15 protein-coding genes and 1 pseudogene are annotated in these 16232 nt (G+C 48.2%); 7 read left to right on the top strand and 9 right to left on the bottom strand.

What is annotated here, in order from left to right; all coding sequences use genetic code 11:
- Window positions 1–47: 47 nt before the first annotated feature.
- The 3 genes from AC0Z7K_RS18575 to AC0Z7K_RS18565 form a co-directional block, all read right to left on the bottom strand.
- Window positions 48–956, bottom strand: coding sequence for an SDR family oxidoreductase (locus AC0Z7K_RS18575; RefSeq protein WP_485615470.1), 909 nt, complete (start codon window positions 954–956; stop codon window positions 48–50).
- Between the two features lie 360 nt (window positions 957–1316).
- Window positions 1317–2222, bottom strand: a complete 906-nt coding sequence (locus AC0Z7K_RS18570) for a manganese catalase family protein (RefSeq protein ID WP_112198330.1) — start codon at window positions 2220–2222, stop codon at window positions 1317–1319.
- Between the two features lie 400 nt (window positions 2223–2622).
- Entirely contained in the window at window positions 2623–3198 is a 576-nt protein-coding gene (locus tag AC0Z7K_RS18565) for a DUF4142 domain-containing protein (RefSeq protein WP_112198331.1), read from the bottom strand.
- Between the two features lie 422 nt (window positions 3199–3620).
- Here AC0Z7K_RS18565 and AC0Z7K_RS18560 point away from each other — a divergent pair, with 422 nt between their 5' ends.
- Entirely contained in the window at window positions 3621–4016 is a 396-nt protein-coding gene (locus tag AC0Z7K_RS18560) for a YgiW/YdeI family stress tolerance OB fold protein (RefSeq protein WP_112198332.1), read from the top strand.
- Window positions 4017–4156: 140 nt separating this feature from the next.
- On the opposite strand, the gene AC0Z7K_RS18555 is transcribed toward AC0Z7K_RS18560, so the two are convergent.
- Both AC0Z7K_RS18555 and AC0Z7K_RS18550 read right to left on the bottom strand, forming a co-directional pair.
- Entirely contained in the window at window positions 4157–4528 is a 372-nt protein-coding gene (locus AC0Z7K_RS18555; protein WP_485615469.1) for a type II toxin-antitoxin system death-on-curing family toxin, read from the bottom strand.
- Window positions 4525–4746 (bottom strand): type II toxin-antitoxin system Phd/YefM family antitoxin, encoded by a 222-nt coding sequence (locus tag AC0Z7K_RS18550; RefSeq protein ID WP_037035656.1) that lies wholly within the window; start codon window positions 4744–4746, stop codon window positions 4525–4527. Before AC0Z7K_RS18550 ends, AC0Z7K_RS18555 begins: the two co-directional genes overlap by 4 nt.
- Window positions 4747–4954: 208 nt before the next feature.
- On the opposite strand from AC0Z7K_RS18550, the gene AC0Z7K_RS18545 reads away from it, so the two are divergent.
- Together AC0Z7K_RS18545 and AC0Z7K_RS18540 are read left to right on the top strand one after the other, a co-directional pair.
- Window positions 4955–5272, top strand: coding sequence for a putative quinol monooxygenase (locus AC0Z7K_RS18545; protein WP_112198333.1), 318 nt, complete (start codon window positions 4955–4957; stop codon window positions 5270–5272).
- A 380-nt stretch (window positions 5273–5652) separates the two neighbouring features.
- Window positions 5653–6702, top strand: a complete 1050-nt coding sequence (locus tag AC0Z7K_RS18540; RefSeq protein ID WP_485615468.1) for a tyrosine-type recombinase/integrase — start codon at window positions 5653–5655, stop codon at window positions 6700–6702.
- Window positions 6703–6793: 91 nt separating this feature from the next.
- Here AC0Z7K_RS18540 and AC0Z7K_RS18535 read toward each other — a convergent pair whose 3' ends face one another.
- Window positions 6794–7273 carry a GNAT family N-acetyltransferase gene (locus AC0Z7K_RS18535; RefSeq protein ID WP_485615467.1) on the bottom strand — a complete coding sequence of 160 codons (480 nt, stop codon included), beginning with the start codon at window positions 7271–7273 and terminating at the stop codon, window positions 6794–6796.
- Entirely contained in the window at window positions 7270–7530 is a 261-nt protein-coding gene (locus AC0Z7K_RS18530) for a type II toxin-antitoxin system TacA family antitoxin (RefSeq protein ID WP_485615466.1), read from the bottom strand. Before AC0Z7K_RS18530 ends, AC0Z7K_RS18535 begins: the two co-directional genes overlap by 4 nt.
- Window positions 7531–7681: 151 nt before the next feature.
- On the opposite strand from AC0Z7K_RS18530, the gene AC0Z7K_RS18525 reads away from it, so the two are divergent.
- The 4 genes from AC0Z7K_RS18525 to AC0Z7K_RS18510 all read left to right on the top strand — a co-directional run bounded on the left by AC0Z7K_RS18525 (window position 7682) and on the right by AC0Z7K_RS18510 (window position 14952).
- Entirely contained in the window at window positions 7682–8023 is a 342-nt protein-coding gene (locus tag AC0Z7K_RS18525) for an MFS transporter (protein WP_485615464.1), read from the top strand.
- Window positions 8024–8378: 355 nt separating this feature from the next.
- Window positions 8379–9839, top strand: coding sequence for a sensor domain-containing diguanylate cyclase (locus AC0Z7K_RS18520; RefSeq protein ID WP_014683042.1), 1461 nt, complete (start codon window positions 8379–8381; stop codon window positions 9837–9839).
- Between the two features lie 989 nt (window positions 9840–10828).
- A complete protein-coding gene (gene nifJ, locus AC0Z7K_RS18515) occupies window positions 10829–14353 on the top strand; it encodes a pyruvate:ferredoxin (flavodoxin) oxidoreductase (RefSeq protein WP_485615463.1) in 3525 nt (1174 codons plus the stop codon).
- A gap of 65 nt (window positions 14354–14418) precedes the next feature.
- Window positions 14419–14952: a flavodoxin gene (locus tag AC0Z7K_RS18510; RefSeq protein ID WP_014683039.1), complete on the top strand. Its 534-nt coding sequence runs from the start codon at window positions 14419–14421 to the stop codon at window positions 14950–14952.
- Window positions 14953–15088: 136 nt separating this feature from the next.
- On the opposite strand, the gene AC0Z7K_RS18505 is transcribed toward AC0Z7K_RS18510, so the two are convergent.
- A complete protein-coding gene (locus AC0Z7K_RS18505) occupies window positions 15089–15604 on the bottom strand; it encodes a nitrogen fixation protein NifQ (protein ID WP_014683038.1) in 516 nt (171 codons plus the stop codon).
- Window positions 15604–16119: pseudogene (locus AC0Z7K_RS18500) on the bottom strand (NifB/NifX family molybdenum-iron cluster-binding protein); the annotation flags it as partial. The pseudogene AC0Z7K_RS18500 and the gene AC0Z7K_RS18505, both read right to left, overlap by 1 nt.
- Between the last annotated feature and the right edge of the window lie 113 nt (window positions 16120–16232).

Here is a 16232-nt window from a genome sequence, read left to right as displayed (position 1 = left end):
CCTACACCTTTTGTTATCTTGTTTGTCTAAAAGGTTACTGAGAAGGGTCATACGGTCCCTGTCCCGCCATCGGAGCACCAAACCTGACCGGAAGAGTAGCTGCTCTCCGGAGAGGCGAATGCAACGTAAAGCGCGGCAATTTCTGCAGGTTGACCAGGGCGCCCGAGGGGAGCCTGTTCACCAAACTTCTCGATTTTTTCCTGTGGCTGCCCCCCCGATATTTGCAACGCCGTCCAGTAAGGACCCGGTGCTACCGCGTTCACCCGAATACCTTCCGGGCCAAGCTGTTTGGCCAGAGATTTAGTGAAGGCGACTATTGAGGCTTTTGTCTGGGAATAATCAAGCAGGTTATCACTGGGAAGGAAAGCCTGAACTGAGGACGTATTGATGATAGAGCTGCCACGCGGCAGGTAATTTAAGGCTGCTTTGGTGATCCAGAACAAGGCATAAACATTGGTTTTAAAAGTCGCATCGAAGGCTTCTGTCGTTAAATCTTTGATCGAGTCACAGAACTGCTGTCGGCCAGCATTATTAACAAGGAGGTCTAACCCACCCAGTTTCTCGGCTGCCTCTTCTACAAGGGTTTTGCAAAATATCTCTGTACGGATATCACCCGGAAGAGCGATTATCTTATGACCTTCGTCGCTCAATAATTTCACGACCTCTTGCGCATCGGACTCTTCCTGCGGGAGATAATTAATCGCCACGTCGGCGCCTTCGCGTGCAAACGCAATGGCGACAGCTCTGCCGATACCTGAATCTCCGCCAGTGATCAGGGCTTTCCGTCCCTTAAGCCTTGAACTTCCCTTGTATGTCGTTTCGCCATGGTCAGGGACAGGGATCATCTTGTTTGCGAGGCCAGGAAAAGGTTGTTTTTGCTTTTCAAAAGGGGGGGTTGGGAAAGAATCCACATGAGGTTGATTTAAAGAGGGTGAGATCTTTTTTTCGCTGTTCATAAAGACTCCTTTGCAGAAATTAAGGGTATTAAGAATAGAACATCCTTCTCAACTCTAAGCGCGTTGCGGAAAGTTCCTAATATCAGGAATATGAGCACTCGTATGTATCTTATTAATTCAAAGTACCATCCACATCAGCATTCCACATATGCCCCAGCAGATCCATGCGCAGGACTTTCCGTATCATTCAATTGGCATTGTGCCCAAGTAGGGCACAAATATTCCCCAGTGAGTGACCCGATCACCGTTGTGTTAAGCCCAAACTTTAAAAATAAGCCCGGCAGGCAGCTTCTGTGATGATGCCCGTCCTCTCGAAGGGAACAAACCAGAGCCAGCGATTGCCGGCTCCGGTCCGTGGAGTTACGTTTTCGGTTTAGTGGCGTCAGGTTTCGTATTTTCAATCGGACCCGCACTGCCCAGTTCTGCACCAGTGACCGGATTCACTTCGGTATCGGATTGCGTCCGGGATTTCATTGCATCCAGACTGGCTTGTTGTTTTTCATCCAATATCACTGAGGCTTCACCGGTGCCGCCATCCACTGCCGGTTGAGGTTTATCAACGTACTCGAACGTTTTCTCCGAATTCCAGCTTCCCCGCACCGTCCCGCCCTCAGACATGTTGTAATAAACCTGTGAAAACTCAGGCACTGGCGGGAGTTTTCCTGGCGGGGAATTATCCTGAATAGCGTAGAGCGCCTTTTCAAATGACAGCTGGTGGGCGACCTCCCGGGTCATCAGAAAGCTTAGAGCATCTTTTATACCCGGATCGTCGGTCACGTTGATTAAACGCTCATAGACGATTTTTGCCCGAGCTTCGGCAGCAATGTTTGAACGCAGATCGGCGGTCGGCTCACCGATGGTGTCAATATAAGCAGCACTCCAGGGAACGCCTGCTGAGTTGACCAGTGCCGGACCACCGCCGTAAAGCAACGACGTAATATGGCTGTCATTCCCACCGCCGGTGAGCGAGCGATAAAGATCTGCCTCTTTTTCCGTTCCTTCCGCCAGCTCGCCCTTAGCGCCTTTGTTTAGCATGCCCACAATAGTGCCGATGATTTCTAAATGGCTGAGTTCCTCGGTGGCAATATCCAGTAAGAGGTCCTTCCTGCCCGCATCGTCTTCCCCTAGCCCCTGCGTGAAATAGCGGCACGCGGCGGCAAGCTCGCCCTGCGGCCCGCCAAATTGCTCAAGTAACAGATTAGCAAGACCAGGGTTAGGCCCGGCAACACGAACCGTATATTGCAGCTGCTTGATATGTTTAAACATGAAGTTTCCTCATTCAAATCGATGAAATATGGGTTAGACAAATTAAGCCTAGGAAAGAAAACGGCAATTAACCATAGCTTGATAAAGGATAGACGTAAAATAAAGTATATTTAGGAGTATTCTGCCTAAGCCACAGAAATGGCTCAGTGGATAGTAATTATAATATCTCCTCGTACCCCTTGAAATTTATAAAGAATAGAATGGCTGGTGAAATCAACTTAGATGGAGGAAAGTTAACTGTTTAAGATAAGTAAAGAGAGTGCTTAACCCCTCCCTCCCTTTATTTATTTTAAAGCAGAAGTAACATTTATATTATCTATAGGACAGTGACGGCAATGGACAAATTTTTGGACAGGAGTTACTCCAAGTCGAAGGGATGGGTGCCGACCGAACGACCTATTTACTTACCTGCTGACATATCTGTTTGCATGGCCATCTGCTGGGCCGATTTTAAATGCTTTTCAACGACAGGCGTATGGGCGTCAGCAAGAGCCTTCACATCCGGATCATTGATCTTCTTGGCGTCACTTTGTAGTAACGCCAACACCATCTTGTGATCCTTTGTGCCGGCGTTTTCCATATACAACTTGTCAAATTCGCCTCCACTCTGCTTTTCCAGCTTGGCAGCCATGGCCATGTGCATGGCGTCCGGCTGAGTAGGCAGTGCTACACCCTTTTGCCTCGCGGTGATCTGTACTTTCATCAAGGCATTACCATGGTCTTCGGCCATCTGCTGAGCGAATGCTTGGACTTCGCTGCTTTGGGCCTTACTCTGCGCAATTTTGGCTGCGGCGACTTCATTGATATCTGCTTGCGCCATATCCTTTAACGCCTTTTCGTCACCGGAGCTGATCTTAACGCTCGATGCATTCTGGGCAGCGGCCGCCGGGGTTTGGGCGTGTACGCCGACAGTGCTGAACATAGCAGCCACTGCCGATACCGCTAGCAGCTTTTTCAAGGTTTTACACTTTTGCATGTTGTTCTCCAACTGGTCATGGGTAAAGTTGGTGTGGGGTAATTACCGTGCATAGTTTCGTGGGTAAATTACCACTTCGAATGATAAGTATAGTGAACCATCGATATATTGCAGCTTTTCAGAACTACTGAAAATAGCAGCTAGGAAGGAACCTGCCAATAAAATACATTTTCTTTGAATACTAGAAGGTAAATCCTATAATTCAAACTTGAGCTTCAGCTTTGTAGTGGGCAAGCATAAATGGACTCGGTTTCCAGAATAATCTTTCTGACTCATTCGGCATCAGACCCTCATTATATTGATGTTGTATGAGCTGGCAGTCACCGTGCCCTGAGTTTCTCAACTAATATTGATTTAGTCCTGACTTTGACACTTCTGAATATGTAGCTATAAATATATAATCACTTAAAAAGGAGACACAAATGAAAAGAGTAATTCTGGCGTCCATCTTAATGTTATCTGGCTTACCTGCATTTTCTGCCCCCGGAGGTGGATTTGAGGCTTCAGAAACACCTCCGCCACCTCACAAACAGGATAGTGGGATAAAAGGTTCTGAAGATGCAAAAGAGTCTACAGTGAAGATGGCGATTAATAATGACAGAAATTCGTGGGTAACACTTGAAGGGAATATCATTAAAAAGACCGCAGAACATCATTATATTTTCCGCGACAAAACCGGCGTCATCGCTATCTCCCTGAAAGATGATAAGTGGAATGGGCAGAAGGTGACACCTAAAGACCTCGTGAGCATCAGTGGTCGCCTTACAAAGGAAAAAGGGAACACAGTCATTCAGGTAGAACAAATCCGAATTCAGTAATCCTTCTCCCTGTCACACTCATATTTAAACTTAATTGTGATATTTGAAATAGAGAACATCTCATTTTAGTTACTACAAACCAGATACAGATAATGCTATTTATGTTAAATAGTGCGGGGTGAAACGAGAATACTATTTTTTCAGGTTGACTGTTTTAGGACTTCAGCGATATTCCACACATCCAGGTTCCCCTGTGCGGCTGAGACAGTCAACTCTTCATGACTTGGAGAAAACCGGACAAGAATGCCATTACGGAGCAGGAATAAAGCAGATGAGGCAAATGCGGTTCTCTTATTTGCATCATTGAAACAATGCCCCCGCGCTATAGCAAGAAGATATGCAGCAGCTAGAACGTATATATCATCCTCGCCTTCATACATGTGGCGGTTCAGAATTCGTGTTGCCATACTTTCTATCCGACCTGGGTCAGCATAGCCGGAAAGGCCTCCGTAAGCAGAAATCATTCGGTCATGAATGCCAATGATGTCTTTGCTTGAAAGAAAATAAATCATCGGTTTTTAAGAGCCTCAAGCGTCTTGCCATGTTCACTAAACAACCAATCGAAATCCGATTCAGCCTGAATTTTCAGCATTTTTTCATATTGCTCAGCATCAATAACAACAACGGGCTTTGCCGATCGGCGTGTGATAATTATAGGCTCACCGCTAGAAACGCTATCAAGAACTGAAGCCAGTTCATTACGGGCAGTCGTAAAATTTATAGCTTGCATAGTCATATGCCTCATTGAAGTGTACAACCCAGATGTACTGCATAATGTACACTCCATCAGTCTTTTTTTCAACACTTCCACTGGGGCTATTGGATAACACGCTAGATCTAATATTGGTTGGCATAATGACCAATTCACAACTACCCTGAATAATTTGTACCTGGATTATATAAATCCAGAATAAATAACTGACAACTAAAGGACCCCTATGAGCGAAGTGAAAATTGTTGCAACACTGACCCCTTTACCTGGATTTATCGAAACTATAAGAGATGCCGCACTGGCAATGGTTTCTCCAACTCATCTTGAAGAAGGATGCCTGCAATATGATCTGCATGAAAGCCATGCTGTACCCGATGTGCGTAACCTCGAAAATACAGGTAAAGTGTCATTCGTCTTTATTGAACGCTGGAAGACTGAAGAAGATCTGAAAAAACACGTAGCAATGTCCTACCACGATGATTTTCTCGATATCTTGAGCGGTAAATTGGAAACCATTAACGTTCAGCGTCTGACTAAGCTATAATAATCATGCATCGCGGGAGGGAATCGAAATAACCCTTTCGCAAATCTCATTTATTCAGAATGCATCATTCAGTGTTTAAACCCTGCAGTTAATTCACCAAGTCTTTTGTTCCTTTGGTGTATATCCAATATTTCTTTCACCAACCTCTAATTCTCATCCCCTGTACAAGAACCCAACGCAGTCTTCAACAGAACTGCGTAACTTCATATAATGGGACTTATATAAAGTTAGCCATTCGCTACAGTAGCTGATAATCTATCCAGTAGTTATAATGACCTTGCAGGTTTTGCTACGTGAAATCTGCAAGGGAAATCCCCTGCATCTTTCTCAGAATCCACGTAGCGTTGTCAGTGACCGGGAGTTCGCTTTTTAAGCTACATATGGGTAAATTGTCACCAACCAACCAAACACTACCTGCTATCCAGGCTGAAGAGGATGTTCTGGCGAGGCTTAAGGAATTTGTTCAAGACAAAGAGGCGTTTTCACCTAATACCTGGCGACAGCTGATGAGTGTTATGCGGATCTGCCACAGATGGTCGATTGAAAATAGCCGTTCGTTTTTGCCCATGCTTCCGGCCGACCTTCGCGATTATCTGAACTGGCTGCAAGAGAGCGGTCGCGCTTCTTCAACGATTGCGACGCATGGATCATTGATTTCAATGTTACACCGTAACGCTGGCCTAATCCCCCCTAATACTTCACCGCTGGTTTTCCGCGCAGTGAAGAAAATAAATCGTGTTGCAGTTGTCATGGGTGAACGTACTGGCCAGGCCGTACCCTTTCGTCTTGAAGATCTGCTTGAGCTTGATGCGCTCTGGTCTGACTCGATATCGCTTCGCCATAAACGTGATTTGGCATTTCTGCATGTCGCTTACAGCACGCTGCTGCGTATCAGTGAATTAGCCCGTCTCCGTGTTCGTGATATCTCCCGGGCAACAGATGGCAGGATCATCCTTAATGTGAGTTACACCAAAACTATTGTTCAAACTGGCGGCCTGATCAAGTCCCTAAGTTCGCAGTCCTCCCGCCGGCTAACTGAGTGGATGTCGGTGTCTGGTATCAATGCTGAACCTGACGCCTTCCTCTTTTGTCCGGTGCACCGCTCTGGGAGTGCAACTCTTTCAGTCACCCGTCCGCTGAGCACGCCTGCGATTGAATCAATTTTCGCACAGGCCTGGCTTACGATTGGAGCAGGTGAACCTATCATTCCAAACAAAGGGCGCTATACGGCCTGGACTGGTCACAGTGCCCGCGTAGGCGCTGCACAGGATATGGCGGGACGTGGCTATGCTGTCGCTCAGATCATGCAGGAAGGGACATGGAAAAAACCTGAAACATTAATGCGTTATATCCGTAATCTTCAGGCGCATGAAGGTGCGATGACCGATATCATGGAAAAAAGCACTCTAGATCATAATAATACAAAATAACAAAAATCACACTTCATCATTATGAAGTATTACTTCATATTTAATGTTTTTCGATTTCATCACATGCTGTTCTTCATGGTCTTTGGAAACGCTAAAGGCGTAGCATTAATGTCATCGGATTAATTGGCGATGATGTAAAACCGTAATGTTCATAAAATTGTTTAGCCGGTTCATGAAGTGCATGTACGAGCAATGCTCTGACCCCTGTGTTTTCAACAATTGAGCGAACTCGAAGAATGGCATCCTGTAGCAATGATGAACCTAACTTTACTCCTTGAGTGCGAAGGTCGACCGCCAGTCTTCCCAATACTATGACCGGAATAGGATCAGGCATATTACGCCGAACAGATCCTGCCGCTTCCCTGTGCGACACAGCACCGGCTGCGAGTGCATAATAACCAACAACACTTTTATCGTGAGCCGTGACAACAAAAGTACGACTTGCACCGTTTAAGTGGTTTGTCAGAGCGCGCCGTTTTAACCATTCATCTAACGTTGTTTCCCCACAACCGAAAGCGTCAAGGATATGTGCAGTTGTAAGTGGCTCAGGAGCAGACAATTGTAAACTCATGCCCAAGGCGCTTTAACTGCCATCAGACGTCCCAGACCTTGATTTGCATTGTGAGGTGCGTCAAGCATCGCTGTGAATTCATGAAATTTCTCAGTATCTAACTGGAAAAAAACTTGGTCGAGCAGAATAGCTTGTGCGCGCTCACACGCTACTTCCAACATAAAATCAGATCGGTTTTTACCTAATAGGCTGGCGGCTTGATCTATGAGATCACGTTGTTCCGGCAAAGCACGCAAATTAATCGCAGCGTCACGCATTTTTTATATCTCCTGTATTGACAATGGATATACATTATAAGATTGTATATCTATTGTCAATACACTATGCCTTTGGGCAACTCTCGATAGATGTGTAAGCACACCTGTTTTAGTTCCACGCACTTTTTTCGGTGCATCAGGATTTGGAATAATGGTTCTGGGCCTGACGGCGACGCCCATCGCAATGAAGCATTACGGTTTCGATTTGTCACAAATCGCCGCCGAGATCCAACTCTATATACTGAGCCGGTTTGTAACGTCGTTTTGCACAGGAAAACTGATCGACCGGTTCGGTGTCATTAAAATTAAGCTGATGGGTCTGCTTCTTATGCTTGCCTATATTGCTCTGGCTGTTTCGGATGTCTTGTGTGGGATATTTGCCATTACATTAGTCCTGATGGGACTAGATTGGAATTTTCTCTACACCGTCAGAACCAGCCTGCTGGCAACGACTTACACCACGGGTTATGCTGGGGGGCATTATATGTTTTAGTTACCGGAAGATATTTTTACGGGCGAGTTAGGAACATTAAATTTCAAGATAAACAATGGATTAAACTCTTAGCGTGGTTTTTTTACATCATTGGCCCTCGGCCTCCAATACGGTGCATAAATAAATGCTATACAGGAGTTTGTCGCTCAGTAGAACGAAATTCGTAATAATATTGCTGCGCCGTAACGGATCACGGGATCGCGAAACGGCTAGAATTATTGGCACGAGGGAGCACAGATGAGATCATTTAGGTTCCAAAGGGTCACTAACTAATAAGAGTAACAGGCCCGGCTTAGCTGCCTAGACAAAGTGCATTTACCATGTTTACCATTAAAAGACATTTTAGGGAAATTGAATGAACAGCCCTTATTGGTTGACGAAAACACGGGTCATTATTTTATTTACTTTCATGCTATTAACCGCTTTTATGCTCATCAGCTGGAGCAGTTACGAAGTCGCTCGGCAATCCCTAAATAATGAAATTGAAGAAAATATCCTGCCTCTAACCAGCGATAATGTCTATTCAGAAATTCAGCAAGATCTGTTGAAACCCATTCTTATTGCATCTTTGATGGCTCACGATACTTTTGTTCGTGATTGGGTTCTAAATCATGAACAGGATCCTGATGCAATGATTCGTTACCTCAACGAAATAGACCATCGTTTCGATACTATTTTTTCCTATTTCGTTTCTGATAAAACCTACCGTTACTATGACCCCAAACGCATCCTAGAAACAGTCTCTGAAGAGAGTCTACGGGACCGTTGGTTCTTCCTGGTTAAAGCGCTGCCCGTGGACAAACCCTATTCGATTGATGTCCGTCCAGATCCAGAGGATCATACCCATCTTGATGTATTCGTTAACCATAAGGTCAATGACTATAAAGGTGACTTTATCGGCGTTACTGGTATTGGTATTTCAGTGGAAAAGATTAAGGTGCTGATTGAAAAATATGAGCAGCGCTATAGCCGGACTATCTACTTTGTAGATAAAAGCGGACAAGTAGTCCTGCATGGTCAATCCTTCCAACGCGCAGCGAATATCAGGCAGCAACCAGGATTAGGTCCACTGACTACCGCTATTCTTACTGTTCCCGGCGGAAGCTACCGGTATCAGGTCCAGGGGCAGCAAGTGCTACTCAATACTCGTTTATTACCCGAGTTCGATTGGTATTTGATGGTAGAACAAAGCAATCATCCTCTGGAAAAGGTGCTTTTCATCACGCTACTGAAGAACCTCAGCATCGGCATTGTGGTCAGTGTGCTGTTTTTATTACTGCTATGGCTGACCATCGGCGGATATCAGCGCCGGCTGGAGCAAATGGCCACCAAAGATAAGCTCACCGGAGTCATGAACCGCCAGGCATTTGAACATCATTTCCTGCGTATGCGTTCAAATATGTTGCAACAGGGCAAGCTGGCGAGCTTGACGATAATCGACATAGATTATTTTAAACCCATCAACGATCTTCACGGTCATAGCATTGGCGATCTGGCCATTGGGCACATCGCCAGGCTGATACAAACATCTCTGCGGTACACCGACGGCATGTGTCGCTGGGGGGGGGATGAATTTCTGGTGTTGATGCCGGAATGCAACGGCGAACAAGCTGTGGCGCGTATGCGAACCCTGTCCGAGCACATTGCACAATCACCGTTAATCTCAGGAAGCAAAACCATACCGATCACCATAAGCTGTGGAATTGCAGAGACCCAAGGCAATGAGGAACTGAGATCCTTGGTGGAGCGCGCAGATATTGCTTTATATCAAGCCAAGCGGCAGGGGCGGAATTGTGTCGTAAAAATGGATGAATAATCCGGCATGCAGCGGAGTGATGGGCTGCCGCGATGCTGATACTGATCGTTTCTACATAAGAAGGCGATTTACCTCACTATGTGAAACACTGTAATTCTAGGTGTCATCGACGGCGATTTGCCTCAAATACTGCATATTATCAGCTAATGTTAATTGCTGCCCGGCACACGCCAATGCCAATAAAGAATGGCGTCTTGCTGACCTGCCCCTAGGATTAGATACAAGGCTCAGTTAGTAATGTCGGACCTTTGACCCGCTCCCTTAAAGCAGACATAAAAAAGCCCGGTATAACCGGGCATTGAGCATCATTTCAGAATGTTATAACGGTAAAGCAACTTCCCAAAATCTTGTTTCATACTAACAAAAAGCAGTATCTCAATATTCGTGCCGTCAAAATCGTAGAGCACACGATACTCACCTTCTACATCAAGCCTTTCACGCAACATCAAACCACGATCTGAAAGGTATACGTTGAAGCGATACCTCTGAGGATCTTCAGTAATGTTAGCAACAGATTCTGTTGTTAGCGGAATCAAAACGCAAAGATTTTATCTCGGTTAAAAGCATTGCGTTTGAGGATCTGTGCAAGCCGGATGTTATGGATTTTTGCGCACAGCAGTTCAGGCATTGCGCGCCGCTGATGTCCTACCTGTGTTTTGCACTTGAGCTGGATTTCTAAAACCCCGTTGAGAAAAACCGTACCGGCCATATTTTGCCGGGCTGAATTTCAGGCATAAAAAGACATCAGCTTTACTACAGTCTGAAAACCTGGGTGGATAAGTTCCTAAATCGGAGCGGATAATGTCAGTGTAGCGACAAGTTGCTAAGAAATGTGTGGCGAAACATTCAATTCCGACAAACCCTCCTGATAGACACCCAAAATTACTTCATTTAATTCAATGCATTAATGTAAATATCCCGTATGGCATGTCCCATGCTTGTTCCTTTCCAAACCTTGAATTGAGCAACATCAAGCTGGAGAGTGAGTCATGCCGAGAAAAATGAAAACCATGGACGGGAATACGGCGGCAGCCTATGTGTCTTATGCCTTCACGGATGTTACCGCGATTTATCCTATTACACCGTCAACTCCGATGGCAGAAAGTGTCGATGAATGGGCCGCACAGGGTAAAAAAAACCTGTTTGGTCAAACCGTAAAAGTCATGGAGATGCAGTCCGAGTCTGGCGCTGCCGGGGCAATACACGGTGCCTTGCAAGCCGGCGCATTGGCCACCACTTATACCGCTTCGCAGGGGTTGTTGTTAATGACGCCTAACATGTACAAGATTGCCGGTGAACTGCTGCCTGCCGTTTTTCATGTCAGTGCGCGTGCTCTGGCAACCAACTCGTTAAATATCTTTGGGGATCACCAGGATGTCATGGCTGTTCGCCAGACCGGTTGCGCCATGCTGGCGGAAAGCAGCGTCCAGCAGGTGATGGATCTGGCGGCGGTGGCACATCTGACCGCCATCAAAGGACGTATCCCGTTTATCAACTTCTTTGATGGTTTCCGTACCTCTCACGAAATTCAGAAAATCGAAGTTCTCGATTATGAAGAACTGGCCGCGTTGCTGGACTGGGATGCTGTTACGCGTTTTCGTCAGAATGCGTTACATCCGGACCATCCCGTCGTACGCGGTACGGCACAAAACCCGGATATTTATTTCCAGGAGCGTGAAGCGTCGAATAAATTCTATATGGCTCTGCCGGAAATGGTGGAGTCATACATGGCCAAAATCAGTAAGCTCACCGGCCGCGAGTACCACCTGTTCAACTATTACGGTGCGCCGGATGCTGGCCGGATGATTATCGCGATGGGGTCGGTGTGTGAAACCATTCAGGAAACGGTGGATTACCTTAATGCCAGCGGAGAGAAAGTCGGCGTGCTGACCGTGCACCTTTACCGACCTTTTTCCCTGAAGCATTTCTTTAAATACATTCCGAAAAGTGTCAGTAATATTGCCGTTCTCGACCGGACTAAAGAGCCGGGTTCACTGGCGGAACCGCTGTATCTCGACGTGAAAAGTGCGTTTTATAACAGCGACTGGCGCCCGGTGATTGTCGGCGGCCGCTACGCGCTGGGCGGTAAAGATATTCTGCCTTCTCATATTATTTCTATCTTCGATAACCTGCTTTCTGAACGTCCGCGCGATGGCTTTACGGTGGGGATCAACGACGATGTCACCTTTACCTCATTGCCGCTCTCAGGTCGTGATCTTGATACCTCAGCCAGCGAAACGACCGCCTGTAAATTCTGGGGACTGGGTTCAGACGGGACCGTCGGGGCCAATAAAAGTGCCATCAAAATTATCGGCGACAAAACCGATATGTATGCGCAGGCCTATTTTGCTTATGACTCTAAAAAGTCCGGCGGCGTCACGATGTCGCATCTGCGCTTTGGTCATAGCCCGATCAAATCCCCGTATTTAATCGATAAAGCTGATTTTATTTCATGCTCACAACAATCCTACGTTAACAAATATCACCTGCTGGCAGGGCTGAAACCGGGTGGAACCTTCCTGCTCAACTGTAGCTGGGATGTTGCGGAGCTGGACGAAAAACTGCCCGTTGCCATGAAGCGCTATATCGCGGCATACGATATTCAGTTTTATATCGTCAATGCCGTAGGAATAGCCCAAAAACTGGGGCTGGGCGGGCGCTTTAATATGATCATGCAATCGGCTTTCTTCAAACTGGCAGACATCATTCCCCCGGCCCGCGCATTGGAATACCTGAAACAAAGTATTGAGCATGCGTACGGTAATAAAGGTCAGAAAGTTGTCGATATGAACAATCTTGCGGTGGACAGCGGCATTGAATCGGTGGTGAAAATCAGCGTGCCGCAGGCGTGGAAGCACCTTGAGGACAACGTGGTGCCACACAAGATGCTGCCTGCATTTATTAAAGATATTCTGATCCCGATGAACCGTCAGGAAGGGGATTCGTTGCCGGTCAGCATTTTTGATGGCATCGAGGACGGCACCTTCCCGTCCGGCACGTCGGCATATGAAAAACGCGGGGTGGCGATTAACGTGCCTGTGTGGCAGACGGACAAATGTACCCAATGTAACCAATGTGCCTTTATCTGCCCGCATGCGGCTATCCGTCCTGTCCTGATTTCTGAAGAAGAGAGGCAAAACGCACCGGCAGGGTTCAGCGCCAAACTGGCCAGCGGAACAGAAGATGCCTGGTACCGCCTCGCCGTTTCTCCGCTCGATTGCTCCGGTTGCGGTAACTGTGCGGATGTCTGCCCGGTCAAAGGCAAGGCGCTGTCGATGCAACCGCTGGAATCGCAGGAACACGAAATTGAGCTGTGGGAATATGCGCTCAGCCTGACACCCAAAGCCAATCCGCAAAATAAATTCACCGTGAAAGGTAGCCAGTTTGAACAGCCTCTGCTGGAGTTCTCCGGCGCCTGCGGGGGTTGCGGTGAAACGCCTTACGCCAAACTGGTGACTCAGTTATTTGGCGACAGAATGATGATTGCCAATGCGACCGGATGTTCATCGATCTGGGGCGCGAGCGCACCTTCTATTCCTTATACCACTAACCACAAAGGGCAAGGGCCGACCTGGGCCAACTCACTTTTTGAAGATAACGCCGAGTTTGGCCTTGGCATGCTGCTGGGTGTGGATGCGATTCGCGATACCCTCGCCACACAGGTTAAAGCGGCGCTCGACAATGCGCCGGATGCGCCACTGGATGCAGAACTGTCAGCCTGTCTGAGTGACTGGCTGGCAAATAAAGATCAGGGCGAAGGCACCCGTGAGCGGGCTGAAAAAGTAGTGGCACTTCTGGCTTCGCAGACGCCAGGGAAAAATCCGCACACCGACAGTATCTATGCCCACCGCGATTATCTGGCGAAGCGTTCTCACTGGATATTTGGCGGTGACGGCTGGGCCTACGATATCGGCTTCGGAGGGTTGGATCATGTGCTGGCATCGGGTAAGGACGTCAATGTTCTGGTATTTGATACCGAGGTCTATTCCAACACGGGCGGTCAGTCGTCTAAATCGACGCCAGCGGCAGCCATTGCGCAATTCGCTGCCAGCGGCAAGAAAACCCGAAAGAAAGATCTGGGCATGATGGCGATGAGTTACGGCTACGTGTATGTCGCACAAATCGCAATGGGGGCCGACAAAAATCAGACATTGCGGGCAATTGCCGAAGCCGAGGCGTATCCGGGACCTTCCCTCATTATCGCTTACGCGGCCTGCATCAACCACGGTTTGCGTATCGGTATGGGATGCAGTCAGCGTGAAGCCAGGCGCGCTGTCGAGGCAGGATATTGGGCTAATTACCGTTATCACCCGCAACTGAAAGAGGCCGGTAAAAACCCGTTCATTCTCGATTCTGAGGAACCTGAAGAGGATTTCCAGGCGTTTCTGGCAGGCGAAGTGCGCTACTCGTCATTGAAAAAGCTGTATCCGGAATTTGCCGAGTTTCTGTTTAAAAAGACCGAAGACGATGCACGCGAAAGACTTGAAGGCTATAAAAAACTCGCGTCATCCTGAGAGAAAACGGCGAGTCGTCATGGCACTAATCTTTTAATAAACATGTGATATATCAGGAGATGATTATGGCTACCATCGGTATTTTTTTTGGGTCTGATACCGGACAAACAAGAAAAGTTGCGAAGCTTATCCACCAGAAACTAGACGGGATTGCCGACGCGCCCCTGGATGTCCGGCGCGCAACCCGCGAACAGTTTTTATCCTACCCGGTCTTGCTGTTAGGTACGCCAACACTGGGCGATGGGGAGCTACCTGGTGTGGATGCAGGCAGTCAGTACGACTCCTGGCAGGAGTTCACCAACACGCTGTCTGAAGCTGATCTGAGCGGTAAGACGGTGGCATTGTTTGGGCTGGGCGATCAGCTTAACTATTCCAAAAATTTTGTTAGCGCAATGCGGATCCTCTATGACCTCGTCATTGAGCGTGGCGCCTGTGTTGTCGGTAACTGGCCGCGTGAAGGCTATAAATTCTCGTTTTCCGCTGCACTGCTGGAAAACAATGAGTTTGTCGGCCTGCCACTGGATCAGGAAAATCAATACGACCTGACAGAAGAGCGTATTGACACTTGGCTGGATAAGCTTAAACAAGCAGTGCTTTGACCCTCCGGTGATGGCACCTCTGCAAAAAATATAAAACCAGCCGTCTGGCTGGTTTTGTTCTGTCGGCGGGTATCCGGTTTTCGCATATTATCTCTGGTCATTGCGGGTGAAATACGCAGAACCTGAGGCGCTGCGCCTAATCTTCCGGCGCAAAACAGGTGTTCCATTCGCAACATTCATTACAGCTTGGTGAACGGCAGACGATTTCTCCCAGCGACTGCAGGCATTGCTGGCGGTAGAAGAACTTTTTCCAGCGCATGTTCTGGTGATTCATCCTGACCAGTTCGGGAAAGCAATCGGTCATCAGGTCGCGCAGTTCAGCGCGGGAATCCAGCCCCAGATCCTGCCACAGATGGTCAAACCCCATCGATGCTGTGGCGATCAGTTCATGCATCGGCGCGGCCTCCGGCACCAGTGACTGTGCGAGCCACTGCGCCAGTTGTTCCCGCTCACAGGTGCGTGCCTGCTGTAACAACCCGAGCAGTTTTTGCTGCTCGAGTTGTAACGTTGAAAGCACAGGCGCAGCGCGTCCGGTATGTTGCAGTAAAGCCTGCCAGGCGACGTCTCCCAGCCCCATCTGTGGCGGAAAACGTGAGCGTCCGGTCAGGTGCAGTGACAGCAACCGGCTTAACCACCCCTGCGCGCCGTTCATTACGCCACCCCGCGAATGCTGATTTCACCCCCGGCCAGCTTTCGTTGCTGCCACCATTGCGCCAGCACGGTTTCTACCGGCTGCCAGGCGCCGTCCACCTGCGGCTCAATGCCCGCCGCTTCCAGACGTTTCCACGGCGTCAGGCCAATGCGGGCACAGAATACCGCTTTGACATCTGCCAGCAGCTCCAGCAATGCATCCATGTTCTGCGCCGCATCTTCCGGCTCGCAGTCATCCGGCGAGCCGCAATAGCGTGGCGTAAAACGCTGCCCGACCTGCATCACACCTGCCGCCGACAGGCTGTACAGCGTAAAACGATCGGCGTGACCGAAATGCTGATCAACAGCCTGCCCCTGTGACGTTGCGACCGCCACCAGACAGGCGTCCGTTTCTTCGGATTCGCCCTGCGATACAATACTTGCGTGAAGCTGTGCGCGCTGATGCAGCACCGGTAAGTAAGGCGGTGGGTTAACCGGCAAGGATGCCAGCGGGAAAGCCGCATTGCGGTCCTCACCGGGGTCCGCTTGGAAAACGAATCTATGGTCACTCCCGTTTTTGCAACACCGATTTTGACGATAAATTGGCTTGCTTGAATCTATCCGGCGTCTGAATGGGATTTTATTCCCGC

The organism is Rahnella sp. 1L-D-7-B-C2, from assembly GCF_057290995.1.
The sequence above is the reverse complement of the archived record's forward strand: the minus strand, read 5'-3'. Positions and strand labels throughout refer to the sequence as shown.